Annotated in this window: 30 protein-coding genes; 16 read left to right on the top strand and 14 right to left on the bottom strand. The window is 73.7% G+C overall.

What is annotated here, in order from left to right; all coding sequences use genetic code 11:
- The first annotated feature begins 19 nt into the window (after positions 1-19).
- The 4 genes from ACFV5N_RS05305 (at position 20) to ACFV5N_RS05290 (ending at position 4,363) form a co-directional block, all read left to right on the top strand.
- Complete coding sequence (locus ACFV5N_RS05305; RefSeq protein WP_385594330.1) at positions 20-1,069, top strand: NUDIX domain-containing protein; 1,050 nt, start codon at positions 20-22, stop codon at positions 1,067-1,069.
- Positions 1,066-3,156, top strand: coding sequence for an ABC transporter ATP-binding protein (locus tag ACFV5N_RS05300; protein WP_385594327.1), 2,091 nt, complete (start codon positions 1,066-1,068; stop codon positions 3,154-3,156). Before ACFV5N_RS05305 ends, ACFV5N_RS05300 begins: the two co-directional genes overlap by 4 nt.
- Before the next feature lie 83 nt (positions 3,157-3,239).
- Complete coding sequence (locus ACFV5N_RS05295) at positions 3,240-3,935, top strand: restriction endonuclease (RefSeq protein WP_385594325.1); 696 nt, start codon at positions 3,240-3,242, stop codon at positions 3,933-3,935.
- Between the two features lie 26 nt (positions 3,936-3,961).
- Positions 3,962-4,363: a hypothetical protein gene (locus ACFV5N_RS05290; protein ID WP_385594322.1), complete on the top strand. Its 402-nt coding sequence runs from the start codon at positions 3,962-3,964 to the stop codon at positions 4,361-4,363.
- Positions 4,364-4,377: 14 nt separating this feature from the next.
- Here ACFV5N_RS05290 and ACFV5N_RS05285 read toward each other — a convergent pair whose 3' ends face one another.
- Entirely contained in the window at positions 4,378-4,968 is a 591-nt protein-coding gene (locus ACFV5N_RS05285; RefSeq protein ID WP_385594320.1) for a TetR/AcrR family transcriptional regulator, read from the bottom strand.
- An 89-nt stretch (positions 4,969-5,057) separates the two neighbouring features.
- Here ACFV5N_RS05285 and ACFV5N_RS05280 point away from each other — a divergent pair, with 89 nt between their 5' ends.
- On the top strand, positions 5,058-5,549 hold the full coding sequence (locus tag ACFV5N_RS05280) for an FBP domain-containing protein (protein WP_385594317.1): 492 nt from the start codon (positions 5,058-5,060) through the stop codon (positions 5,547-5,549).
- A gap of 12 nt (positions 5,550-5,561) precedes the next feature.
- On the opposite strand, the gene ACFV5N_RS05275 is transcribed toward ACFV5N_RS05280, so the two are convergent.
- The 5 genes from ACFV5N_RS05275 to ACFV5N_RS05255 all read right to left on the bottom strand — a co-directional run bounded on the left by ACFV5N_RS05275 (position 5,562) and on the right by ACFV5N_RS05255 (position 10,287).
- Entirely contained in the window at positions 5,562-6,791 is a 1,230-nt protein-coding gene (locus ACFV5N_RS05275) for a cytochrome P450 (RefSeq protein WP_385594315.1), read from the bottom strand.
- A 25-nt stretch (positions 6,792-6,816) separates the two neighbouring features.
- Positions 6,817-7,659, bottom strand: coding sequence for an SDR family NAD(P)-dependent oxidoreductase (locus tag ACFV5N_RS05270; protein WP_385594312.1), 843 nt, complete (start codon positions 7,657-7,659; stop codon positions 6,817-6,819).
- Between the two features lie 82 nt (positions 7,660-7,741).
- Positions 7,742-8,308: a TetR/AcrR family transcriptional regulator gene (locus ACFV5N_RS05265; RefSeq protein WP_385594309.1), complete on the bottom strand. Its 567-nt coding sequence runs from the start codon at positions 8,306-8,308 to the stop codon at positions 7,742-7,744.
- A 114-nt stretch (positions 8,309-8,422) separates the two neighbouring features.
- Positions 8,423-9,769: an MFS transporter gene (locus ACFV5N_RS05260; protein WP_385594307.1), complete on the bottom strand. Its 1,347-nt coding sequence runs from the start codon at positions 9,767-9,769 to the stop codon at positions 8,423-8,425.
- Positions 9,766-10,287, bottom strand: a complete 522-nt coding sequence (locus tag ACFV5N_RS05255; RefSeq protein WP_385594304.1) for a MarR family winged helix-turn-helix transcriptional regulator — start codon at positions 10,285-10,287, stop codon at positions 9,766-9,768. The genes ACFV5N_RS05260 and ACFV5N_RS05255 overlap by 4 nt, the downstream gene beginning before the upstream one ends.
- A 151-nt stretch (positions 10,288-10,438) precedes the next feature.
- On the opposite strand from ACFV5N_RS05255, the gene ACFV5N_RS05250 reads away from it, so the two are divergent.
- From ACFV5N_RS05250 to ACFV5N_RS05240, 3 genes are all read left to right on the top strand, one after another.
- On the top strand, positions 10,439-11,296 hold the full coding sequence (locus ACFV5N_RS05250) for an aldo/keto reductase (protein WP_385594301.1): 858 nt from the start codon (positions 10,439-10,441) through the stop codon (positions 11,294-11,296).
- Positions 11,297-11,352: 56 nt separating this feature from the next.
- Positions 11,353-12,213, top strand: coding sequence for a fumarylacetoacetate hydrolase family protein (locus ACFV5N_RS05245; RefSeq protein ID WP_385594298.1), 861 nt, complete (start codon positions 11,353-11,355; stop codon positions 12,211-12,213).
- A gap of 109 nt (positions 12,214-12,322) precedes the next feature.
- Positions 12,323-12,520 carry a hypothetical protein gene (locus ACFV5N_RS05240; protein WP_385594295.1) on the top strand — a complete coding sequence of 66 codons (198 nt, stop codon included), beginning with the start codon at positions 12,323-12,325 and terminating at the stop codon, positions 12,518-12,520.
- An 84-nt stretch (positions 12,521-12,604) separates the two neighbouring features.
- On the opposite strand, the gene ACFV5N_RS05235 is transcribed toward ACFV5N_RS05240, so the two are convergent.
- Complete coding sequence (locus ACFV5N_RS05235; protein ID WP_385594292.1) at positions 12,605-13,396, bottom strand: ABC transporter permease; 792 nt, start codon at positions 13,394-13,396, stop codon at positions 12,605-12,607.
- Positions 13,393-14,367 (bottom strand): ATP-binding cassette domain-containing protein, encoded by a 975-nt coding sequence (locus ACFV5N_RS05230; protein WP_385594290.1) that lies wholly within the window; start codon positions 14,365-14,367, stop codon positions 13,393-13,395. The genes ACFV5N_RS05235 and ACFV5N_RS05230 overlap by 4 nt, the downstream gene beginning before the upstream one ends.
- A 145-nt stretch (positions 14,368-14,512) precedes the next feature.
- Between ACFV5N_RS05230 and ACFV5N_RS05225 the strand changes: the two genes are divergently transcribed.
- Entirely contained in the window at positions 14,513-15,136 is a 624-nt protein-coding gene (locus ACFV5N_RS05225) for a PadR family transcriptional regulator (RefSeq protein WP_385594346.1), read from the top strand.
- A gap of 4 nt (positions 15,137-15,140) precedes the next feature.
- Here the strand turns inward: ACFV5N_RS05225 and ACFV5N_RS05220 are convergent, their stop codons facing one another.
- On the bottom strand, positions 15,141-16,022 hold the full coding sequence (locus ACFV5N_RS05220) for a helix-turn-helix domain-containing protein (RefSeq protein ID WP_385594288.1): 882 nt from the start codon (positions 16,020-16,022) through the stop codon (positions 15,141-15,143).
- Positions 16,023-16,304: 282 nt separating this feature from the next.
- Here ACFV5N_RS05220 and ACFV5N_RS05215 point away from each other — a divergent pair, with 282 nt between their 5' ends.
- The 5 genes from ACFV5N_RS05215 (at position 16,305) to ACFV5N_RS05195 (ending at position 20,041) form a co-directional block, all read left to right on the top strand.
- Entirely contained in the window at positions 16,305-16,751 is a 447-nt protein-coding gene (locus ACFV5N_RS05215) for an ATP-binding protein (protein ID WP_385594285.1), read from the top strand.
- A 28-nt stretch (positions 16,752-16,779) separates the two neighbouring features.
- Positions 16,780-17,067, top strand: coding sequence for a hypothetical protein (locus ACFV5N_RS05210; RefSeq protein ID WP_385594283.1), 288 nt, complete (start codon positions 16,780-16,782; stop codon positions 17,065-17,067).
- A gap of 44 nt (positions 17,068-17,111) precedes the next feature.
- Entirely contained in the window at positions 17,112-17,648 is a 537-nt protein-coding gene (locus ACFV5N_RS05205; RefSeq protein ID WP_385594280.1) for a DinB family protein, read from the top strand.
- A 324-nt stretch (positions 17,649-17,972) separates the two neighbouring features.
- A complete protein-coding gene (locus tag ACFV5N_RS05200; RefSeq protein WP_385594278.1) occupies positions 17,973-18,887 on the top strand; it encodes a hypothetical protein in 915 nt (304 codons plus the stop codon).
- Positions 18,884-20,041 (top strand): hypothetical protein, encoded by a 1,158-nt coding sequence (locus ACFV5N_RS05195; protein ID WP_385594275.1) that lies wholly within the window; start codon positions 18,884-18,886, stop codon positions 20,039-20,041. The genes ACFV5N_RS05200 and ACFV5N_RS05195 overlap by 4 nt, the downstream gene beginning before the upstream one ends.
- Before the next feature lie 42 nt (positions 20,042-20,083).
- Here ACFV5N_RS05195 and ACFV5N_RS05190 read toward each other — a convergent pair whose 3' ends face one another.
- From ACFV5N_RS05190 to rpmG, 5 genes are all read right to left on the bottom strand, one after another.
- The gene (locus tag ACFV5N_RS05190) at positions 20,084-20,320 is read right to left on the bottom strand and encodes a DUF397 domain-containing protein (protein ID WP_385594272.1); all 237 of its coding nucleotides are present in this window, start codon (positions 20,318-20,320) and stop codon (positions 20,084-20,086) included.
- Positions 20,321-20,484: 164 nt separating this feature from the next.
- Positions 20,485-20,730, bottom strand: a complete 246-nt coding sequence (gene rpsR / locus ACFV5N_RS05185; RefSeq protein ID WP_385594269.1) for a 30S ribosomal protein S18 — start codon at positions 20,728-20,730, stop codon at positions 20,485-20,487.
- A complete protein-coding gene (locus ACFV5N_RS05180) occupies positions 20,727-21,911 on the bottom strand; it encodes a CobW family GTP-binding protein (RefSeq protein ID WP_385594266.1) in 1,185 nt (394 codons plus the stop codon). The genes rpsR and ACFV5N_RS05180 overlap by 4 nt, the downstream gene beginning before the upstream one ends.
- Entirely contained in the window at positions 21,908-22,156 is a 249-nt protein-coding gene (locus ACFV5N_RS05175) for a type B 50S ribosomal protein L31 (RefSeq protein ID WP_385594263.1), read from the bottom strand. Before ACFV5N_RS05175 ends, ACFV5N_RS05180 begins: the two co-directional genes overlap by 4 nt.
- Positions 22,157-22,176: 20 nt before the next feature.
- The gene (gene rpmG / locus ACFV5N_RS05170; RefSeq protein ID WP_019436249.1) at positions 22,177-22,341 is read right to left on the bottom strand and encodes a 50S ribosomal protein L33; all 165 of its coding nucleotides are present in this window, start codon (positions 22,339-22,341) and stop codon (positions 22,177-22,179) included.
- A gap of 49 nt (positions 22,342-22,390) precedes the next feature.
- On the opposite strand from rpmG, the gene rpmB reads away from it, so the two are divergent.
- Positions 22,391-22,627, top strand: a complete 237-nt coding sequence (gene rpmB, locus ACFV5N_RS05165; protein WP_385594260.1) for a 50S ribosomal protein L28 — start codon at positions 22,391-22,393, stop codon at positions 22,625-22,627.
- On the top strand, positions 22,627-22,972 hold a 346-nt coding region (gene rpsN, locus ACFV5N_RS05160; protein ID WP_385594257.1), incomplete at its 3' end, for a 30S ribosomal protein S14. The genes rpmB and rpsN, both read left to right, overlap by 1 nt.

Genomic DNA, 22,972 nt, shown 5'->3' with positions numbered 1-22,972 from the left:
AGGTGTGACGCAAGATCGCTTGACCTCGAACGCCGAGTACGCCGCCTCCCGGCACGCCGTCTGGATGTGCGCCACCGCCCTGCTGACGGACGACCGGGGGCGGATCCTGCTGGTACGCCCCTCCTACCGCGAGACCTGGCTGCTGCCGGGCGGCGGGGTGGAGGAGCGCGAACTGCCGACCGAAGCCTGCCGCCGCGAGGTGTGGGAGGAGACCGGCCTCACCCGCCCCCCGGGACCCGCGCTCGCGGTGGACCATGTCAGCCCGCGCATCGAAGGACTCCCGGAGGATCTGCCGTTCCCCGGCGAGTTCCACACCGTCTTCGACGGCGGGACGGTCCCGGCCGCCGACGCCGCCCGCATCCGGCTGGCCGAGGGCGAACTGGAGGCTCACGCCTTCCTCGACGCGGCCGAGGCCGCCGACCGGATGGCGGGCCCCGACGCCCGCCGGATGCTCGCCGCGCTGCGCGCCCGGCTCGGCGGCACCGGCACCGTCTACCTCCAGGACGGCCGGCACACCGGGCCGCAGCCCCCGCTGGAACGGCACGGTGTGATCACCCGGGCCGCGCCGGGCCACGACCGCCCCTGGCAGCCCGGCCCGGCGGCCTCGGGCCACCCGCCCGGTACCGAGGTACGGGGCTGGCTGTTCGCCCCCGACGGCCGCGTGGTCCTGCTCGTGGACCCCAAGGAAGGCGTCGTCCTGCTCCCCGGCGGGCCGCTCGAAGCGGCCGACGGCGGCGACCCGGCCCGCGCCCTGACCCGGCTGGCGCACGAGGAGGCCCGGCTCACCACGGGCCCGCCGCTCCCGCTGGCCCGGCGGGCGGCCGCACCGGGGGAGCCCGCGCTGATCACGCTGGCCGGCCGGATCACCGACATCGGCCCGCACGGCCTCGACCCGGCCACCCGGCTCACCCACCACCGGCTGCTGGCCACCCCCCGGCAGGCGGCGGACCTGCTGGGCTGGGGCCCGGCGGCACCGGAGCAGGCCCGGGCGGCGGCCGCCGTCGCCGCCGGACGGTGGGGGCTGCCGCACGCCACGCAGCGGCCGGTGACGGAGGTGGACGACGCATGAGCCACTCCTCCGCCCAGCGCGAGCCCGCGCCCGTCCCCCCGGACCGGCCCCAGCCCCCGCCGCGCCCCGAGCCCCCGCAGCGCCCCGACCACCCCCAGCCGCCCGCGCCCCCCGATCCGCCCGTCCCGCCCGAACACCCCACCCCGCCCCCGCCGCAGCCCGCCCCCGAGCCGCCCGCCCAGCAGAAGTCCGAGCAACTGCTGTTCGGCGGGCCCCTGCTGTACGACCGGGCCTGGTCCAGCCACGAGGGCGCGGCGGCCCGGCTCACCCTGGGCCAGATGCTCGCCTCCCTGCCCGCGCTGGTGGCCACCTCCGTCCGGCTGGCCCGGGCCGCCGACCCGGCCGCCCTGCGCATGGTGGCGGGCGCGGAGATCGGGCGCGGTCTGGCCCAGGCCGTCGGGCTGGTCGCGGTCAACGCCGTGCTCGCCGCGATCCTCGCGGACGGCCAGCCCGCCGAGCGGCTGCGCGCCGCGCTCCCGGCCCTGGCCGTCGTGGCGGCCGTGGGTGTGGCCTCCGCCCTGCTCACCGCCGCCTCCACCTACGGTTCGGGACGGCTGCGGCCCAAGGTGGAACGGGTCGCCACCGAGCGCTATCTGGAGCACGCCGCCCGGGTGGAGCTGGCCGCCATGGAGGACGACCGGTTCCACCGGCTGCTGGACACCGCCCAGTACGGGGCGTCGGCCGCCCGCAGCATGATCGGCTACTGCCTGAACGCGGTCACCGGACTGTTCTCGCTGATCGCGGCGGCCGGGGTGCTGACGGTGCTGCACCCGGTGCTGCTGCCGCTGCTGGTCCTGATGACCCTGCCCAGCATGTGGAGCACGCTGGTGACGACCCGCCGCCGGTACGCCTCGTACCGGGTGTGGGTCCAGCACACCCGGGCCGGGCATCTGCTCAGCGGCGAACTCACCCGGCCCGAGCCCGCGCCCGAGATCCGGGTGCACCAGGTGGGGCCGTTCCTGCGCAAGCACTTCCGCCACATGTCGGAGAGCGCCGAGGGCGAACAGACCCGGCTGGCGCGGCTGGACGCCCGCACCGGCCTGTGGGCCGCCGGCTGGACCGGCCTCGCGGGCTTCCTCACCTACAGCACGCTCGGCGCGCTGGCCTGGACCGGCGCGGTCGCGATGTCGGTGGCGGGCACGGCGGTGCTGGCGATCCGTACCGGCGCGGGCAGTCTGGGCGGTCTGGTCGGCGCCATCAACCAGCTGTACGACGAGTCGCTGTTCGTCGCCGATCTCGACCGGCTGTGCAGCGAGGCCGACAACTGGGCGATCCCGGAGGGCGGGCAGCCGCTGCCCGCCCGGATCGGGGAGATCCGGTTCGACCGGGTCTCCTTCGGCTACCCGGCCGCCCCGGAGGCCGCGGCGCCCCGGCTCGCGCTGGACGGGGTCAGCCTGACCATCCCCGGCGGCCGGATCACGGCCCTGGTCGGGGAGAACGGCTCGGGCAAGACCACCCTGGTGAAGCTGCTGGCCGGGCTGTATCTGCCCGGCTCCGGCACGGTGCGGTTCGGCGGGGTCACCACGGCGGACGCCGACCGGCAGGACCTGTTCTCCCGGATCGCCATGGTGGCGCAGGACTTCAACCGCTGGCGGTTCACCGCCCGGATCAACATCGCCATCGGCGCGCCCAACGACCCGGTGGAGGAACGGCGCGTCACCTCCGCCGCCACGGCCGCCGGCGCCGACCAGGTGATCGCCGGGCTGCCGCGCGGCCTGGACACGCTGCTGGCACGCGGGTTCCAGGGCGGGCACCAGCTCAGCGGCGGGCAGTGGCAGCGGCTCGGGATCGCCCGGGCCCGCTACCGGGACGCCGAGATCCTGATCGTGGACGAGCCGACCGCGGCGCTGGACGCCAAGGAGGAGGCCCGGGTCTTCGCGCAGATCAGAGAGCTGGCGGCGGCCGGGCAGACCGTCATCCTCATCACCCACCGGATGGCGTCGGTGCGCCACGCCGACCTGGTGCATGTGCTGCACGAGGGGCGGCTGGTGGAGTCCGGCTCCCCGGACGAACTGCTGGCGCGCGACGGCGGCCGGTTCCGGGAGCTGTACGAGATCCAGGCGGCCCAGTTCGTCCGGACGGGCTGACCCCGGCCGCGCCGGGGGCCGGCCCGGGTGGCCGAGAAGGCGCTCTGGCGGGCGGCGGCGCGTACCTCCCACACTGGCGCGCCATGGGCGGAAAGCGGCAGAAGCAGCGGAATCAGGGGAAGCAGGCGAAGCAGGGGAGGCGGAACGAGCGGCGCGCCCGGTGGGGTGCCGCGGGGCTGGTGGCCGTGGTGGCGGTGGTGGTCTTCTGGCCGTACGCGCTGCTGGTGCCCGGCGCCGCGCTGCTCGGGGCGGGCGGCTGGTGGCTGTGGCGGCGGGACCGGCGGGCGCGGGCGGCCGACCGGGAGTTCCGCGAGGCGGACCGGCGGGCGCGGGCGCGGGCCACGGTGGCGGCGCTGGACGTGCTGAGCTGGCGGGAGTTCGAGGAGCACGTGGCCTGGCTGTGCCGGCGGGACGGCTGCGGGCAGGTGGAGGTCACGGGGCGGGCCGGCGACCTGGGCGCGGATGTGACGGCGCTGCTGCCGGACGGGCGCCGGATGGTGGTGCAGTGCAAGCAGTACCGGGCGGACCGGTCGGTGGGCAGCGCGGACATGCAGCGGTTCCTCGGCACGGTGTACCAGCACCACCGGGCGGATCTGGCGGTGTTCGTGACCACGGCGCGCACCTTCACCAAGCCGGCGCTCGAACTGGCGACCCAGCAGCGGGTTCTGGCCATTCACCGGGACTATCTGGGGCTGTGGAACAGCGGCACCCCGCTGCTGGAGCTGATCCCGGTGAACGGGGCGGGGCAGGGCCGGCGTGAACGGCGCGCCGATGGGTAGTGAGGGGGCGAAGGGGGAGGTTTCTCATGGTCGATCCGCTGTCGCTGGCGGCCATCACCGCGGCGGTCTCGGCCGCGGCGGGGGCGATCGGTACCGAGGCGGGCGCCCGGAGCTGGGCGGTGCTCACCCGGCTGGGGCGGCGGGCGCTGGGCCGGGGCGAGGACCCGGAGCCCGGGCCGGACGCGGTGCCGGAGCCGGTGCCCGGCGGGCGGCCCGATGACACCGCCGTCAGCCAGCTCGCGGCCGTCGTCTACGCCCGCGCGGTGCAGGACGCGGCCTTCGCCGCCGAGCTGCGCGCGTGGATGCGGGAGAGCGAGGCGGCGCGCGGGGCGTCCGGCGGGGTGACGGTCACCAATGTGGTCAAGGGGAACGCCCGGGTGGAGAACCTGATCCAGGCGAACGAGGTCACCTGGCACTCCGGCCGCTGACCGGCCACGTTCGCTCAGGGCGAACGCTCCTCCTCCCCGGCGGCCGGCCAGTGGCGCAGCAGCGCGTCGAGGGAGTCCAGGATCCGGGTCCAGGTCTGCTGGGTGTCGGGCGCGCTGTGCGCGAAGCCGCCGCCCAGCTCCAGCCCGACATAGCCGTTGAAGACGCTGCCCAGCAGGCGGACGGCGTGGGTGCGGTCCGGCTCGGCCAGGTCGTAGCCGCGCAGGACGGCCCGGGCCAGCTCCGCGTGGCGCACCCCGGCGCTGGCCGCGGCCGTCTCGGGGTCGAGCCGCAGCTGGGCGGCGGCGTAGCGCCCCGGGTGCTGGTGCGCGTAGTCGCGGTAGACGTCGCCGAGGGCGGCCAGCGCGTCGCGGCCCGACCGTCCGGCGAGCGCGGCGGCGGCCCGGTCGGCCATCTCCTCCAGGGCGAGCAGCGCGATCCGGGTGCGCAGTTCCTGGGAGTTCTTGAGGTGGGAGTAGAGGCTGGCGACCTTGACGCCGAACCGCCGGGCCAGCGCGGAGAGGGTCACCGCGTCGAATCCGGCCTCGTCGGCCAGCTCCGCGCCCGCCCGCACCACCCGTTCGGTGGTCAGTCCCGCCCGCGCCATGATCGACCCGCCTCCTGTGTTCCTCCAGGCCATTGCCTGATCGCATTAAACATTTGCCTAAAGTCTTTAGGCAACTTAGCCTCGCCCCTATGAAGCCACTGACCGAACAGGAGATCCGCGCCGCCTTTGTGAACTGCTCCAAGGGCGAGACCAAGCGACTGTATGTCCCGCAGGACCTGGCCGACCGCCCCTGGGACGACCTCGACTACCTCGGCTGGCGGGACCCCCAGTCCCCGGGCCGCGCCTACCTCGTCGCCGCGCCCACCGGCCGCCCGCAGGCCGTCGCCCTGCGCAGCCCGGGCCCGGCCGCCGGGCTCCAGCGCCGCAGCATGTGCTCCATCTGCCTGACCACCCGCTCCGGCGGCGTCGTGCTGATGGTCGCCCCGCGCGCCGGCAAGGCCGGCAAGCAGGGCGACTCGGTGGGCAGCTACCTCTGCGGCGACCTCGACTGCTCGCTCTACGTGCGCGGCAAGAAGGACACCGCCGACGGAGCCCGCGTGTACGAGACCCTCACCGTCGAGGAGAAGATCGAGCGGACGACCGCCAACCTCGCCGCGTTCCTCGCCAAGGTCACCGTCTGACCCGGACGCCGCTCAGGCGCCGTCCCGCCCCGCCGCGTCCCCCTCCGTCACCAGCACGGACAGCCGGGCCGGCGCGTGGCTGCGGAACGTCGTACGCCACACCGCCGCCTCGCCGTCCGCGAGCCGCAGCGCCGGGAAGCGCTCCAGCAGCGTGCCGAGCGCGATCCGGATCTGCAGCCTGGCCAGCGGCGCGCCCAGGCAGTAGTGCAGCCCCTGGCCCAGCGCCAGGTGCGTCATGTCGGCCCGGCGCGGGTCGAACCGGTCGGGCTCCGGGTAGCGCGCCGGATCGCGGTGGGCCGCGGCCAGCGCCAGCAGGACGGTCTCGCCGCGCGGGATGACCGTGCCGCCCACCTCGATGTCCTCGACCGGGAAGCGGCGGATGGCCGTCACATTGGGGTGCACGTAGCGCAGCAGTTCCTCCACCGCCGCCGGGAGCAGCGCCGCGGGGTCCGCGCGCACGGCGGCCAGCTGCCCGGGATGGGTCAGCAGGGTGTGCACGCCGCCGGAGATCAGATGGGTGACGTTCTCGATACCGGCGCCGACGATCAGGAAGGCGAGCGAGACCAGTTCGCTCTCGGACAGCCGGTCGCCCTCGTCCCGGGCGGCTATCAGCCCGGAGAGCAGGTCCCCACCGGGCGCGGCGCGCCGTCCGGCGATCAGCTCGCGCATGAACGCGGCGATGGCGTCCACCGAGGCGCGCGCCGCGTCCGGGGTGCGGGCGGAGATCACCGAGCCGATCAGCGCCGCGAACGGCCGCCGGCTCTCGGCGGGCAGCCCGAACAGGTCGCCGATGACGGTCATCGGCAGCGGCCCGGCGTACGCGCGCACCAGGTCCACCGGCCCGGACCGCCCGGCGGCGGCCACCCCGTCCGCCAGCCGCCCGGCCGCCTCCTCGATCCGGGGCCGCAGCTCCTCGACCCGGCGCGGGGTGAACGCCTGCGACACCAGGCGGCGCAGCCGCAGATGGTCGGGGCCGTCCATGTTGAGGAGATGGGTGTCCAGCTCGGGCGGCAGCGAGAAGCCCCGGTAGCCGGTGGAGGAGTGCCTCTTGTCCAGCGACAGCCGCGGATCGCCCAGCCAGGCCCGGACGTCCGCCTCCCGGGTGACCACCCAGGCGCTGGTGCCCTCCGGCAGGGTCACCCGTACGACAGGGGTGTCCTCGCGCAGCCGCGCGAGGACACCGTACGGGTCGGCGGCGAACACCTCGGGATCGAAGGGCGGCGGGGACTGAGCGAGCGTCATGTCCCCAGCCTAGGACGGGAGTACGTCACCGGGTACGGGCGTTGTACTCCTCGGCCGCCGCGGCGACGTCGACCGCGAACGTGCCCTGGGTGACGGACGTCGCGCCGCCGTCGACCGGGATCACCGCGCCCGTCACGAACTGGGCCAGGTCGCTGCCCAGGAACACCGCCACCCGCGCGATGTCGTCGCCCGTGCCGACCCGGCCCAGCGGCTGGCTGCCGCCGAGGCGTTCGGCGAGGAAGGAGGTGAACTCCACGGCCTCCGTCATCGGTACGCCGAAGCTGCGGGCCATGATCGGCGTCATGATGATGCCCGGCGCGATCGCGTTGGAGCGGATGCCGAGCGGGGCGAGTTCCGCGACGGCCTGGTGGACGACACCGACCACCGCGTGCTTGGCGACGGTGTAGCCGGCCGCGCTCCAGCCGCCCTGGAGGGCGGCGGCGCTCGCGGTGCTGATGATGGCGCCGGGGCCGTCCTGCGCCTGGAACTGGCGGGCGGCGTACTTGTGGCCGAGGATCACCGACCGGGTGAGCAGGTCGAGGGTGCGGGTGAAGCCCTCCGCGCCGATCTCGGTGATGGGGGAGGGGTCGCCCTGGGCACCGGCGTTGTTGAACATGATGTCCAGCCGGCCGAAGTGCCCGGCGGTGCGGGCCACCACGTTCTCGATGGCGGCCTCGTCGGTGACATCGGTGCGGACGTACAGGGCCCTCTCGCCCAGGCGCCGGGCGAGTGCCTCGCCGGCGTCGTCCTGGATGTCGGCGATGGTGACCTTGGCGCCCTCGGCGACGTAGCGCTCGACGGTCGCCTCGCCGATGCCGCTGCTGCCGCCGGTGACGATGGCGACCTTGTTCTCCAGGAGAGCTGACATGGTGGTACCTGGCTTTCGTGCGGTGCGGGTGATACCCGGGGTACGGGGCCGTACGGGGAGGGGACGGGCTCGGCGCGCGCCGTCAGCGCAGGTCGCCGAGCGCGCCCGCCGCGAAGGCGTCGATGTGGGCCAGGAATAACGGCTCCGGGTCCCGCCCGGTCCGCGCCATCTCCTCCAGGGCCAGCCGGGTGGCGGAGGCCACCGCGGCGGCGGCCGTCCGGGTGACGACGGCGTCCGCCGGCAGGCCGAGCCGGGGCGCCAGCACCTCGGCGAGCGTGATCTCCCCGTGGTGCACGGCCCGCAGGAAGACCGACCACATGCCCGGATCGGCGAAGACCAGCGGGAACAGGGCCCGGGTGCGCGCCGCGTGCGCCCCGCCGAGCATGGCCCGGAAGCCGTCCCGCAGCACGGTGCGCGGCGCACCGGGCCCGGCGGTGCGCACATGGGTGTTGAAGGTGTCGGTGGTCCAGTCGAAGACCGGCTGCACCGTGTCGGCCTTGGTGGGGAAGTAGCGGTGGAAGGAACGCGCCGAGATGCCGATGGCCGTGGTGATCTCGGCGACGGTCAGGGCGGTGGTACCGCGGCTGATGTACAGCTCGCAGCACCGCTCGGACGCCCTCATCGCGGCGTCGTCCCTGACGCGTCCCATGCTCCGCACCCTACGCCCGGCTGGCAGAATCTGCCAGGGTTGGCCCGGAGGGCGCCCCGGGCCGCCCGTTCCGCAGCCGGTACGGGGCCGGGCCGCCGGCTGCGGAACGGAGAGTTACGGTGCGAGCTCGGGCTCCGTCCTGGGCGCCGCGCCCGGCCCCGGCGCCCCGGGCGGTGCCGGATCCGTCTCCGGCTCCGGCTCCGGCAGCGTGTACGTCCGCAGCGGGCGGTTCACCACCGCCACCACCGCGACCGCGGCCGCCCCGGCCAGACCGCCCGTCACCAGCGCCACCGGCGCCGAGGTGAGCGAGGCGACCAGACCGCCCCGGAAGTTGCCCGCCTCGGGCCCGGCCATGCCGATGATGTGCTCGACGGACGACACCCGGCCCCGGTACCGGTCCGGCGTCTCCCACTGCACCAGCGCGCCCCGGGTGACCACCGAGATGGTGTCCGCGCCGCCCGCCACCGCCAGCGCGCCGAGCGCCAGCCACAGCGGCCCGGCCAGCCCGAAGACGGCCAGGGCGAGACCCCACACCAGCGCCGCCGTCAGCTGGACGGCCCCGGCCCGGCGCAGCCGGGTCACCGTGCCCGAGAACAGCCCCGCCGTGATCCCGCCCACCGCCACGGCGGACAGGAAGAGGCCGAGGGTGCGCGGATCCCCGTCGAACCGCGCCTCGTTGACCAGCGGGAACAGTGAGACCGGCATGGCCAGCAGGGTCGCGGACAGATCGGTGGCGAAGGACCCCCACAGGGTCGGCCGGCGCAGGACGAACCCCCAGCCGCCGCGCTCCGGCCGCCGCTTCCGCCCACCGGACGCGCCGGCCGAAGCGCCGTCGGCCGCCGGACGGTCCCCGCCCACCACCGGCATCGGCGGCAGCCGGAAGGTGACGGCCAGTGAGACGACGAGGGCGGCGGCCTGGCACCCGTACGCCGCCGGGAAGTCCCACCGGGCCAGCAGCAGTCCGGCCAGCGCCGGGCCGGCCAGCATCGAGACCTGGAAGGCCATGCCCTGGAGCGCGAGCCCCGCCGCCAGCTGATCGGACGGCAGCAGCCGCACCGGGAACGTACGCCGGGCGGGCGCCCCCAGCGCGCTCGCCCCGGAGGCCGCCCCGACCAGGGCCAGGAGCAGCAGCACCGACGTGTTGCCGGCCACCGCCTGCCCCAGCAGCGCCAGCGCGGCGAGCAGGTGCGCCGCCGTGGTGACGCGGACCAGCGTCCTGCGGTCCAGCGCGTCGGCGAGCGAGCCGCCGGCCAGTCCGCAGACCAGTGCGGGCCCGGCGCCGGCCAGGCCGATCGCCCCGGTCCACAGCGGACTGCGGGTCAGCTCCCACACCTGGGCGAGGACGGCGACGGTGGCGATCTGGTGGCCCGCGGAGCCGAGCGAGGCGCCGATCCACAGGGCGCGGAAGGGTCGGCTGGTGCGCAGCGGACGCAGATCGAGGAACCGTATCCGCCCGCTCACGGCGACGGCTCGTCGAGGTGGTCGAGGTGGTCGAGGATGCGGTCCTTCATGGAGCGCCGCTCCAGCGCGCGGGCCAGGGCGGCGGCCGCCTCGCTCAGCGGGTGCGGCAGTTCGTCGTCCAGTTCGGCGACCACCGCCTTGGTGGCGCGCCACTCCGCCTCCAGGAACGGCACCAGGGCGCGCCCGCGTTCGGTGAGGGTGATCCGGCGGGTCCTGGCGTCCTCGTCGCCCGGCGCGGAGTCGATCAGGCCCTCGCGGCGCATGGCGGTGAGGGTCTGGCTGAGCGCCGAGTGCGAGCGGTCCAGGGAGGCGGCCAGTTCGCGGATGGTGAGCGGTCCGGTGTGCGCGAGCCGGATCAGCGGATAGGCGAAGCGCGGCCGCACCCCGTGGATGCCGCGCAGCGCGTACACCTCGCCGATCTCGTCGTCCATGGCGCGGAAGAGCTGGTGCAGCGGTACCCAGCGGTCCGGTTCCGCGGTCGGGTCGTCGCCGGGCGGGGGAGGGGAGGAAGATGTCACAGCGCTAATGTAACAGTGCTTGTGCATCGGAGGGCCAGACCCCGCGCCCCGTCTCCCCGGCGCCGGCCGCCGCCCGTCCAGCAGCCGCACCCGGCCCCTCCCCGTTAGGATCCAGCGGGAATGGACGGGTAGGGAAAGGCAGGTGCACGCCATGAAGTACCGCAGCATCGGAGCGGTGGAGGTCTACGAGATCGGGCTCGGCGCGATGCCGATGTCGATCGAGGGACGCCCCGACGACGAGAGCCGGTCGATCGCCACGATCCACGCCGCGCTGGACGCGGGCGTCACGCTCATCGACACCGCCGACGCCTACTCCCTGGGCGACGCGGACGACGCGGGCCACAACGAATCGCTCATCGCCCGGGCCCTGGCCGGGCATCCGCGCCGCGACGAGGTGCTGGTCGCCACCAAGGGCGGGCACACCCGGCCCGGCGGCGGTGAGTGGGGGCTGAACGGCTCCCCCGCGTATCTGCGCCGCGCCTGCGAGGCGTCGCTGCGCCGGCTCGGCGTGGAGGCCATCGGCCTCTACCAGTTCCACCGGCCGGATCCGTCCGTGCCGTACGCCGAGTCGATCGGCGCGCTCGCCGATCTGCTGGACGAGGGCAAGATCCGGATGGCCGGCATCTCGAACGCCGACCCGGAGCAGATCGAGCAGGCCAACGCCATCCTGGGCGGACGGCTGATGGCGGTGCAGAACCAGTTCTCACCCGCCTTCCGCTCCAGCGAACCGGAACTCGACCTGTGCACGGAACTGGGCATCGCGTTCCTGCCGTGGAGCCCGCTGGGCGGCATCGCCCGGGCGGGGGAACTCGGCTCGCGCTTCGCCCCGTTCGCCCGGATCGCCCGCGACCGCGGGGTGAGCCCGCAGCAGGTGTGCCTGGCCTGGATGCTGGCGAAGTCCCCGGTGGTCATCCCGATCCCCGGCGCCAGCCGCCCGGAGACCATCACCGACTCGGCGGCGGCCTCCGGACTGCGGCTGACCGAGGACGAACTGGCCCAGCTCGACTGACGGGCCGCACGGCCCGCCGCACACGAACGACGACCCACTGGAGCTGAGCACCCCTCATGCGACTGATGCGCATAGGCGAACCGGGGCACGAGCGCCCCGTCCTGGCCGCCGCCGACGGCACCCGTCACTACGACCTGCGCGGCGTCACGGCCGACATCGACGGTGCCTTCCTGGCCGAGCTGACCCGGGACCCCTCCGTCGTCCCCGACCCGTCCGCCCTGCCCGAGACCGTCATCGAGGGGGAACGGATCGGCGCCCCGGTCGCCCGCCCCTCGGCGGTGCTGTGCATCGGGCAGAACTACGCGGCGCACGCCGCCGAGTCCGGCGCCGAGCCGCCGGAGTGGCCGATCCTCTTCTACAAGTCGCCCAACACGGTCGTCGGCCCCTACGACGAGGTGTTCATCCCGCGCGGCTCGCGGACCACCGACTGGGAGGTCGAACTGGCCGTGGTCATCGGCCGGCGCGCCCGCTACCTCGCCGGCCCGGACGACGCCCTCGCGCACATCGCGGGCTACACCATCGCCAACGACGTCTCGGAGCGCACGTACCAGCGCGAGGAGTCCGGCGGGCAGTGGTCCAAGGGCAAGAGCTGCGAGACCTTCAACCCGCTGGGCCCGGTGCTGGTCACCCCCGACGAGGTGCCCGACCCGCAGAACCTCACGCTGCGCTCGTGGGTCAACGGCGAGCCCCGGCAGGATTCGAACACCTCCGACATGATCTTCTCGGTGGCCCATCTGGTGCACCATCTGTCGCAGTACCTGGTGCTGGAGCCGGGCGACGTGATCAACACCGGCACGCCGCAGGGTGTCGCCATGTCCGGCCGGTTCCCCTACCTGGCAGCCGGCGATGTGATGGAACTGGAGATCGCGGGGCTGGGACGGCAGCGCAGCCCGCTGCGGCCCGCGCCGTCATCGTGATGGCCGTCACCCGTTAGGGTGAGGAATCCCCGAACGCCGCCCGATTTGAACGATCTTGGCGGGATTCCTGGGGGGAAGCGCGACGTGACGCCTGGTTAGGTTGGGCGCCATGGCTTCCCCCCACGTGATCAAAGTCCGCTTCGACGGCGGACCCCGTCACGGCCGGACGATCGATCTCGTCATCACCGGCCATCTCCCCCTGATGCTCTCCGGCCAGCCGGGCAGTACCGGCCTGTACGAACTGCGCTCCACGGAGGGCCGCGGCACCCGCTACACCTGGATCGACGAGCTGCCGGTGCGCAGGTAGGGCGCGGGCGGCGTACGGACCCCACCGGGCCCGGCCGCCGGCCCGCCACCTGCCGACCCGGCATCCGCCCGCCGGCGCCCCCGGTCAGCGGCCCAGCGCCCGGTAGCGGCGCAGCGCCGCCGGTACGGCCAGGGCGAGCAGGACGAGCGGCCACAGCACGGCGAGCAGTACGGGGTGCGCGGCCGGCCAGGAGGTGCCCTGCCAGGCGGGGTTGCCGAACAACTCGCGGACCGCGCCCGCCGTGGCCGACATCGGGTTCCACTCGGCGATCGCGCCGAGCCACCCCGGCATGGTGGCGGGCGAGGTGAAGGCGCTGGAGAGGAAGCCCACCGGCCACACCAGCACCTGGACGGTCTGCACCATCTCCGGCCGTCCCGCGACCAGGCCGAGCCAGATCCCGGCCCACAGCATCGCGAACCGCAGCAGGAGCAGCAGCCCCACCGCGGCCAGCGCCTCGGCCGCGCCGCCGTGCCAGCGCCAGCCGATGGCCAGCCCGGCGCCGAGCATCACCAGCAGTCCGGCCGCCGAGCTGAGCATGTCGAGCAGACTGCGGCCGATCAGGAAGGACGAGGGCGCGATCGGCATCGACCGGAACCGGTCGAGCACCCCTGTGTCGATGTCCTGGGTGAGCGCGACCATGGTGCTCTCCAGGCCGAACGCCATGGTGAGCGCCAGCATCCCGGGGACCAGGAACTCCTGGTAGTCCCCGCCGCCCGGTACGGCCATGCCGCCGCCGATGAGGTAGGCGAACATCACCAGCAGCATCACCGGGAAGACCAGGGCGGTGGCGAACTGGCCGGGCTGCCGCGCCCAGTGGGCGAGCCCCCGGCGGGTCATGGTCAGCGAGTCGGTCCACACACGGGTGTACGGGGTCATGCGGGCGTCTCCGTTTCCGTTTCCGCCGGGCCGGGGCGGTCCGCCGGATCCGCCGGTCCGGTGCCGTCCCCGGTGAGGGCGAGGAAGACCTCGTCGAGGGTGGGGCGGCGCAGGGCGATGTCCTGGGCGTCGACGTCGGCCGCCGTCAGGGCGGTGACGGTCGCGGTCAGCGCCGCCATCCGGTCGGGCGCGGCCCGGCTGACCAGCCGGCGGTCGGCGTCGGTCACCGTTCCGCCGACGGCCGCCGCCGCCTGGTCCAGCTGGGCGGGGTCCCGCACCACGATGTCGACGCGGTCGGTGCCGGCCCGGGTCTTGAGCGCGTCGGCGGTGCCGTCCGCGATGCACCGGCCCCGGTCGATCACCGAGATCCGGTGGGCGAGCTGGTCGGCCTCCTCCAGGTACTGGGTGGTGAGCAGCACGGTGGTGCCGGTGGCGGCGAGCCGGCGGACCGCCTGCCAGACCTCGGCCCGGCCGCGCGGGTCGAGGCCGGTGGTGGGCTCGTCCAGGAACAGCACCCGCGGGTGGGTGATGAGGGAGGCGGCGAGGTCGAGGCGGCGGCGCATGCCGCCGCTGTAGGCGCGGACCGGGCGGTCGCCGGTGTCCTCCAGGGAGAACTCGGCGAGCAGTTCGCCGGCCCGGCGGGCGGCGCCGGGGCCGCCGAGGTGGTGGAGGCGGCCGAACAGTTCCAGGTTCTGCCGCCCGCTGAGCCCTTCGTCGAGCGCGGCGTGCTGGCCCACCAGGCCGATCCGGCGCCGCACCGCGTCGGGGGCGCGGGCGGCGTCGTGGCCGGCCACCTCCGCCAGGCCGCTGGTGGGCCGGAGCAGGGTGGTGAGGATCCGGACGGCGGTGGTCTTGCCGGCTCCGTTGGGTCCGAGCACGGCGTGCACCGTGCCCTCGGCGACGGTGAGGTCCAGCCCGTCGAGGGCCCGGTGGGTGCCGAAGGTTCTGACGAGGTCGCGGACTCTGATCATCTGCCTCACTCTTCAAGTTTGATTAGTGGCGGGCTCGCCGAGGGTAGGGCAGCCGCACCGACTAGTCAAACTTGAGGAGTCGCCCGGCAATGAGAGACTGCGCACAGAGACACCCCGGACGATTGCCGCGACAGGAGGGCGTGTGATGTCGGTCATCCGGCTGCTGGTGCTGGGCTCGGTCCGCCAGCACGGGCGGGCCCACGGGTACCAGGTGCTCAGCGATCTGGAGTTCTGGGGTGCCCACGAGTGGTCCAACGCCAAGCCGGGCTCGGTCTACCACGCGCTGAAGACCATGGCGAAACAGGGCCTGCTCCTCGCGCACGAGGCCGCCCCGTCTCCGGCCGGGGGCCCGCCGCGCACCGAGTACGAGGTGACGGCCGCGGGCGACGAGGTGTTCTTCGAGCTGCTGCGGCACGCGCTGCGCGCCCACGACGAGCGGATCGACGTCCTGACCGCCGGGGTCGGCTTCCTGGTCGATCTGCCGCGCGCCGAGGCCCTCGCCCTGCTGCGGGAGCGGGTGGCCGCCCTGGAGGGGTGGCGTACGGAGGTGCGCAAGCACTGGAGCCCGCCGGACGACACCCCCGAACAGTGGGGGCACATCGGCGAGATCATGCGGCTGTGGGTGCATACCTCCTCGTCCGACGAGGAGTGGACGCGCGGACTGATCGCGCGCGTGGAGGCGGGCGCGTACGTCTTCGCCGGCGAGGGCGAGCGGCAGCAGGACGTTCTCCCGCCCGGGGTGCCGAACCCGTACGCGAAGGGGGACTGAGCCCTCAGCCCCCGCCGCCCAGCAGGGTGTGCCACAGCCGGCTCAGCAGCTCGCGCGACTCGGCGGGCGGCAGCGCGGCGTCCGAGAGCCGGTCGAGGACGGCCTGGTACGAGGCCACGTCCTCCCGCTTGTCCAGGTACAGCGCGCCGGTGAGCTGCTCGACGTACGCCACGTCCGACAACTCGCGCTCGGCGAACCGCAGCACCGTGAACGCGCCGCTCTCCGCGACGTGCCCGCCGTGCGCGAACGGCACCACCTGGAGCCTGATGTGCGGCAGTTCGGAGAACTCCAGCAGCAGCTTGATCTGGTCCGCCATGACCTGCCGGCCGCCGTAGCCGCGGTGCAGGGCGGCCTCGTCCAGGACGCAGTGCAACTGCGGCGCCTGCTCGCTGAAGAGCAGCTTCTGGCGCTGCATGCGCAGTTCGACCCGGCGCTCGATCTCGGCGCGCGGCGGGCCGCCCCGGTGGCCGCTGATGATGACCGCCTCGGCGTACGCCTCGGTCTGGAGCAGGCCGTGCACGAACTGCACCTCGTAGGTGGCGATCCGCGCGGCCGCCGCCTCCAGGCCGACGTAGGTCTGGAACCAGCCCGGCAGCACGTCGTTGTAGCTGTGCCACCAGCCGGCGTGGCCGGAGGAACGCGCGAGGCCGAGCAGCGATTCGCGCTCGGCCTCGTCGACCACCCCGTACAGCGTCAGCAGATCGGCCACGTCCCGCTGCTTGAAGCTGACCCGCCCCAGTTCCATCCGGCTGATCTTGGACTCGGAGGCGCGGATCGAGTATCCGGCGGCTTCCCTGGTGACCCCTCGGGACTCGCGCAGCCTGCGCAGCTGTGAACCCAGCAGGATCCGGCGGACCATCGAGCCGCTGTCGTCTCGCTCGGCCATGGGCATGCTGGCGGCGCCCCCTGTGCTGTGCGGCCTGGTAGTGGTGGTGGTGGTCGGTGCGGTCATGCGGTCAGCCCTCCACGTCGGACTGGGTGAAGTCTGCCATCTTCGGGCTTCATTCGGTGGTGGGTTGATTACAGTCAATCGATTTTTGAACATGCACGTGCATCTGCCCTTGCATTCGAAGGGGGCGTTGGGAAGCATGAGGACCACGCGCTGGGAACCGGTGCGTCTGTACGAGCCTGCCCGGACCGCCGCCGCCGTGAGAGCCAGGAGTGCCGCATGGGGAACGACACGACGCCCGTGCTCGACGTGTCAGGGCCCTCGCTCCCCGCCCTCGGCGCCCGCTCCGTGGCCGGAACCGCCACCCTCGGCCTGCCGGACCGGCCGGAATCCGTCCGCAGCGCCCGTGACTTCACCCGCAGCACGCTGAGCTTCTGGCGGCTGGGCGACCAGTACGACGCCGTGTCGCTCGTCGTCTCCGAACTGGTCACCAACGCCCTGCGGTACGGGCGGCCCGCGGTCGAACTGGAGCTGGCGCGCGGCAGTCACCGGCTGGTCTGCGCGGTGCACGACGCCAGTTCCCGGGCGCCGCGGCTCGGCGAGCCGGACGAGAACGCCGAATCGGGGCGCGGGCTGCATCTGGTCGAGTGCTTCAGCGACGGCTGGGGCTGGCGTCATCAGACCGAGAGCGGCGGCAAAGTGGTCTGGGCGGTCTTCCGCATCTGACAGAGTCCTGCGCATGACCATGCTGAGGATGATTGTCGTACTGGGGGTGCTGGTCGCGGGGTTCGCCGTGACCGGCTGTTCCGGTGGCGGGGACGACAGGTGCGAGACCGAGGACGTCGGCTCGGTCGCCGCACCGCAGCGCTCCTCCGGCGGCTCGGGAGGCGGCGGCCGGGGCGGAGGCCGCTACCGGCCCGGCGGGAGCAGCACCTCGGGCGGCGGCGGGGGCGGCAGCGCACGGCAGGACTGCCCCGACCCCACGCCCCGCGCCACCCCCGCGCCCACGCTCCTGCCCACCGTCCCGGCGCCCGCCCGGTAGGAAATCGCTGGTCGGACCGTCCGCGCCTGTGCCAGGGTCGCCGGATGCACGCCTCACGCCGCGCCCTGGCACGCTGGCAGTTCGACCTGACCTGGTCCCTGTTCACCTACCACCTGGAGCGCCTGGAACCCGGCGACTTCCTGTGGCAGCCGGCCGGTGCCGACCCCTGCTGGACCGTACGCCCGGACGGCACCGGCCGCTGGATCGCGGACTGGCCCGCGGACGGCACCGAGCCCGATCCGGTCCCGCTGCCCACCATCGGCTGGCTGACCTGGCACATCGACTGGTGGTGGAGCGTCGCCCTCGACCATGTGCACGGCCGCCCGCCCCGGGACCGTACCGACATCAGCTGGCCGGGCGGAGGGCCGGCCGCCGTCGCCCGGCTGCGCGCGCACCACGACGCGTGGCTGGCCTACCTCGACGGCCTCACCGACGAGGACCTGGACGCCACGGCCCGGTACCCCGCGGACGACCCGGAGCACACGGTGGCGCATCTGCTCGCCTGGCTGAACGCCGAACTGATGAAGAACGCCGCCGAGATCGGCCAGCTCCGCATGCTGCGCGCCGTCTCCCCGGCCTGAATCCGTCCCTCCGATAGGATCACCGGAGCAGATGTTCTCGGGGGGAGACACATGGCGGAAACCGCCGATGGCGACGGCCGCGCGGACATGACAGGGGCGGCGGAGGCGGCACGGCCCCGTCCGCGGGTCGCCCGCTGGTCCACCCGCCGCGGCCCGCTGGCGGCGGCGATCTGCGCGGCCCTCCTGGCGGCGGGCCTGGGCACGGCGAAGGCCACCGGTACCGGCCCCTTCGCCGCCGAACCCCGCTACTGCTGGGGCGCATGGGGAAGCGACACCAATCCCTCGCTCTTCGGCGGGTCCGAGAACCAGGACCGGACGTGGACGGTGACGGAGGACGAGCTGACCGCTGGGCAGCCTCACGGCAGCTGCTCGGTGGTCGTGGAAGCCGAGGTGTCCCGGAACCGCGAGAACGTGAACACGGTACGGAAGACAGTGACGCGGACGCTCACCGTCGCTGTCGGTCCCGCCCCGGCTGATCCGGACGGCCTTGTCGAGTGGGTCGCTGGGACTGTCGGCAGCGGTTCGGCGGCACTGCCGGACGGGCTCCCGGGGTTGGCACACGACACGGGCGGACTGCTGGCACTGCCGGAGGAATGCATGGCGGACGGCCGGCCGGTGTATGCCGCTCTCACCATCGGCCCCCCGGAGGGTCATGCCGGCACGATCCGCTCCGGCGGCCTGGAAAGTGTGGGCCGGATGCTTCTCGAGGTCGGCCGGCAGACGATGACGGAACTGGGGTGTGCCCCCGCCGAACCCTGGGTCATCACCTCACCCTGGTCCCAACTGCCGGAAGAGGAAGAGCCGGCGAGCGACACGGCGGATGTCTGCCGTATCCCGGGCCTGCGCTTTGTCTTCGGCTCGGCCGCTTCGTACTCCGGCCACCGCGTGGGCCCGGTCACCGATGAGTTCCAGAGCTGCTCGGTCCGGACCGGCAGGGAACCGGCCGGGCCGGCCCTCGAGTTGATGATGATGCGCCAGCCTTGGCTGACTGCCGCCTTCGCGGAAACGGCGGATGCCCCCTCCTCGCGGGACTGGCGTGGCAGCGGATGGGTCGAGGAGAGCTCGGCGGTCGTGCTCACCGAATGCGGGGGCCGGCCCATGGTGCTGTTCATGCGGGGGCAGCCGCGGGCCGCGGTGGTGGGGCGTGACACCATCGGATCATTCGCGATCTTCAGCCAGGCAGTAACTCACCGCGTGGGATGTGACCCGGTGGCACCCACCGCGGAGGTGGAATCATGACGGCGGACACCGAGGACCGGGAGAGGGATCGAGGCCCCGGCATGTGGTGGGGTCGCCTGGCCCGGACGTTGCCACAGGGACGTCGTGCCCTGCTGGCGGCCGGCCTCGCCGGGATGCTCATCGGGGCCGGAACGGTGGCCTGGTGGGAAGAGGCCGGGCCGTTTCAGGAGGGGGCGGCCCGCTCCTGCTGGGATTCGCTGACCGGAGCCGATCTGCCGCTGCGGGCCGACGGTGAGAAGTGGGGCGAGGCACAGGACGTACGGGCCGAGGAAGTGGCGCCCCTTCGGTCCTCGCCGACCGGGCACTGCCGGATCACGGACGGCCGGAACACACTGCGGGTACGGGTGCACCAGCCGAGTTCCTGGCGGGCGGAGATCCAGCCGGTGGCCGCGGACAGCTGGCCCTGGACCCTGGCACATGTGACGTCCGACATGACCTGGCTCGGCGGTGAACTACGAGGTATGGCCTCGTCGACCAGGGCGTGGGTCGCCCTGCCCGCCGGTTGTGCGGGCCCGACGGTTTGGGACGGGCCGGTGATCGTGGACATATCGATCGGGGGCGAGGAAATCCGGGGCGCGGACGAGGAGTACCGGACCGTGCGGGACTCGCTGGCGCGGACGGTGACGCGGGTCGCCAACGGCACCGTGCGGGAACTGGGCTGTGACGGCGAGTTCCCTCTGCCGGAGGATCTTCCCGATCCGATCGCCGGAGAGCGCGTTTCCCCGGAGCGCCTGTGCGGAATCGAGGGCCTGGCTCTTCCCGAGGAGTATCGGGAGCGATTCGCCTACGAACGGGCCGGTCACGACGGGGGACCAGCCCGCTCCTGCGAGCTGAGCACCCCCGTGCTGGGTGAAGCCGTGCGGTTGACAACCATCGAGGATCCCGGCATCGCCCGGTCCTTGCGGGGCGCCGAGCACGGTCTCGGGGAGACGGTGGTCGCCGACCAGGGATACGACCGGGGGCGCGGCGAGATCGGCCCACGACTGGCCCTCTTCCACGCCCGCTGCCAGACCGGCGATGTCACCTTCGCGATGCACCATGTGATTCAGGCACGTGAGCACCGAGGACTCACCCGGGAGGTCTTCGCCGATTATGTCGAGGCCGAAGCCGAGCGGATCGGATGCGGGCCCTTGACGATCCGCCCGGCCGACTGACGTCCCACCCCCTGATCGGCCGACCGCCCCGGCGGCGGCCCCTCAGCGCACCAGGTGGTCGAACTCGCCGTCCTTCACACCCAGCAGCAGCGCGGCCACCTCGGCGCGCGTGTAGACCAGCGCGGGTCCGTCCGGGAAGCGGGAGTTGCGCATCGCCACCTCGCCGCTGGGCAGCAGAGCGAACTCGGCGCAGGTGCCCTGGGAGTTGCTGTGGCTGCTCTTGAGCCACTGCACGTTCTCCAACTGCTGTGCGGCCATGCCGTTGTACACGTCGGGCACGGGGACTCCCGGGGGTTGTGCGACTGGTGGAACGTCTCAACTTCCGCACAGCATAACGGCGTTCATGTGCAGGTGCACGTGAGGATGCACGTGCACAACGCCCCGTCGTCACACCATCACCCCTGGTCAGAGGCCCTGACTGCCCGCCTGCCCGCCGGACGGGCTCAGCGTGAGGCGTACGGCAGCAGCGCCATCTCCCGCGCGTTCTTGATCGCCCGCGCCAGCTCCCGCTGCTGCCGCACCGTGACCCGGGTGACCCGGCGGCTGCGGATCTTCCCCCGGTCGGAGATGAACTTCCGCAGCAGCTCCGTGTCCTTGTAGTCGATGGACGTGATGCCCGCCGCGTCCAGCGGATTCGGGCGGTGCTTCGCCGACTGCCTGCGGTCCTTGGACGAACGGCGGCTGATCATCGTTCCGTGACTCCTTGGGAGGTGGGATCCAGCAACGTGTCGAAGGAGGACGGCCGCACCGCCGACCAGGCGGTCCGCCCGGCCGCGTACTCGGCGTCCGTCAGCAGACAGGACTCCAGCACCGCCGTCAGCCCGTCCGCGTCAAGACCCGGCGAGGTGAACACCAGATGCTGCACCCGGTCCCCGCACACCGGGTCCCAGTCCAGCGCGGCGGCGGCCCGGCGCACCGGCGGCACCAGCTCCCAGGCCGCGTCCGGCAGCGCCGCCAGCCACGGACCGGCCGGCTCCACGCACAGCGCGCCGCCCGCCGCGTCCCAGGCCAGCAGGGTGTCCGGCCGGTCGGCCAGCCAGAACCGCCCCCGGCTGCGGGCCGCCGCGCAGGTCAGCTCCTCCAGCGCCGCGTACAGCCGCTCCGGGTGGAACGGCCGCCGCCGGCGCCACACCAGCGTGGTGACCCCGGACGCGTCCGCCTGCTGCGGCAGCAGCGCGCTCGCCGGATGCAGCCGGTCCGCCGCCGCCACCGGATCGAACCCGGCCGTCGCCAGCGCCGCGAACCGAGGATCACCGGTCTCCACCCGGTGCGCCGTCGGATGCAACTGGGCCAGCAGGGCGTGGTCGGTGTCGTCGGCCTCCTCGGAGTCCGCGCCCGGCGCCAGAGCGATCACGGTGGCGTACTCCAGCTGCCGCGCCCAGGTGTCGCCCACCGTCCGCTGATCGGTGGCGGCGGCGGCCAGCGCGTGCTCGGCCAGATCGTCGCCGCAGCCCAGATACGGCAGGGCCAGCGCCGGATCGACGGCCGTGACCACCCCGGCCACCCGCAGCGCCTGCGGGTCGGCGTGCTCGGTGATCACCTCGGCCATGGACTTCGGCTCGACCGAGTCCCACAGTTCGACGACGGCGAGCGTGCAGGCGCCGTCCGCCGCGAGCCGGGCCAGCTCAGGGACGAGGTCCTCGCGCAGCGCGCAGCAGGCGCAGTCGTTGACCAGCGGCGCCTCGCCGTCGGCGATCACCCCGCCCGCGGCGGTGCGCACCGTCCGGGCGACGGTGCCCCGGCCGGGTCCTTCGCTCAGATCGTGGTGCAGCGCCACGGCACCGGCCTCGGAGCGCAGCAGGGCGTCGACGGCGGCGCGCCGGGCGTCGGCGTGCAGCCCGGCGACGATGACGACGGGCAGGCCGGTCATCGCCGCCGCCCGTAGCGCCGTTCGAAGCGCTCGACGCGTCCGGCGGTGTCCACGACACGGGCGTTGCCGGTGTAGAAGGGGTGGCTCGCGGAGGAGATCTCCACGTCGATCACCGGGTAGGTGGCGCCGTCCTCCCACTCCACGGTCCTGTCGCCGGTGGCGGTGGAGCGGGTGAGAAAGGCGAAGCCGGCGGCGCGGTCACGGAAGACGACGGGCCGGTACGGGGGGTGGATGCCTGGCTTCATCGGGGGGTTCCTCCTCGGGCTCAGCGCTCTTCGCGGAAGTCGACGTGACGGCGGACGACCGGGTCGTACTTGCGCAGGACGAGGCGGTCGGGATCGTTGCGGCGGTTCTTGCGGGTGACGTACGTGTAGCCGGTGCCGGCCGTGGACTTCAGCTTGATCACGGGGCGGATGTCGTTCCTGGGCATACGGGCTACTATACAGAAACGAGAATCATTTTCATTAAGGAGGAAGGGCTTGTCCGCACACTGCCAACTGACGGGCCGCGCACCCCGCTTCGGCAAGACCGTCTCGCACTCCCACGTCCGCACCTCGCGCCGCTTCGACCCCAACATCCAGCGCAAGCGGTACTGGCTCCCCAGCGAGGGCCGCTTCGTACGGCTCACCCTCAGCGCCAAGGGCATCAAGGCCGTCGACACCCTCGGTATCGAGGCGGCCGTGGCCCGGATCCGGGCCCGGGGAGGCAGGGTCTGATGGCGAAGAAGAGCAAGATCGCCAAGAACGAGCAGCGCAAAGCGGTCGTCGCCCGCTACGCCGCCCGCCGTGCCGCACTCAAGGAGCTGATCCGCTCCCCGCACACCGGCGACGCCGAACGCGCCGCCGCCCAGCGCGAACTGCGCGCCCAGCCGCGCGACGCCAGCGCCACCCGGATCCGCAACCGCGACAGCACCGACGGCCGCCCCCGCGGCCACCTGCGCGCCTTCGGGCTCTCCCGCATCTCGCTGCGGCAGCAGGCGCACGCCGGATACCTGCCCGGCGGGCGCAAATCCAGCTGGACGGACGGACCTCCGCCCGCTCCCCCGTCGCGCGCCCCCCGGC

It is taken from the genome of Streptomyces sp. NPDC059853 (assembly GCF_042731495.1).
Lineage (GTDB): Bacteria > Actinomycetota > Actinomycetes > Streptomycetales > Streptomycetaceae > Streptomyces.
Note: the sequence above shows the minus strand (reverse complement) of the source record. Positions and strands in the feature narration are given on the sequence as shown.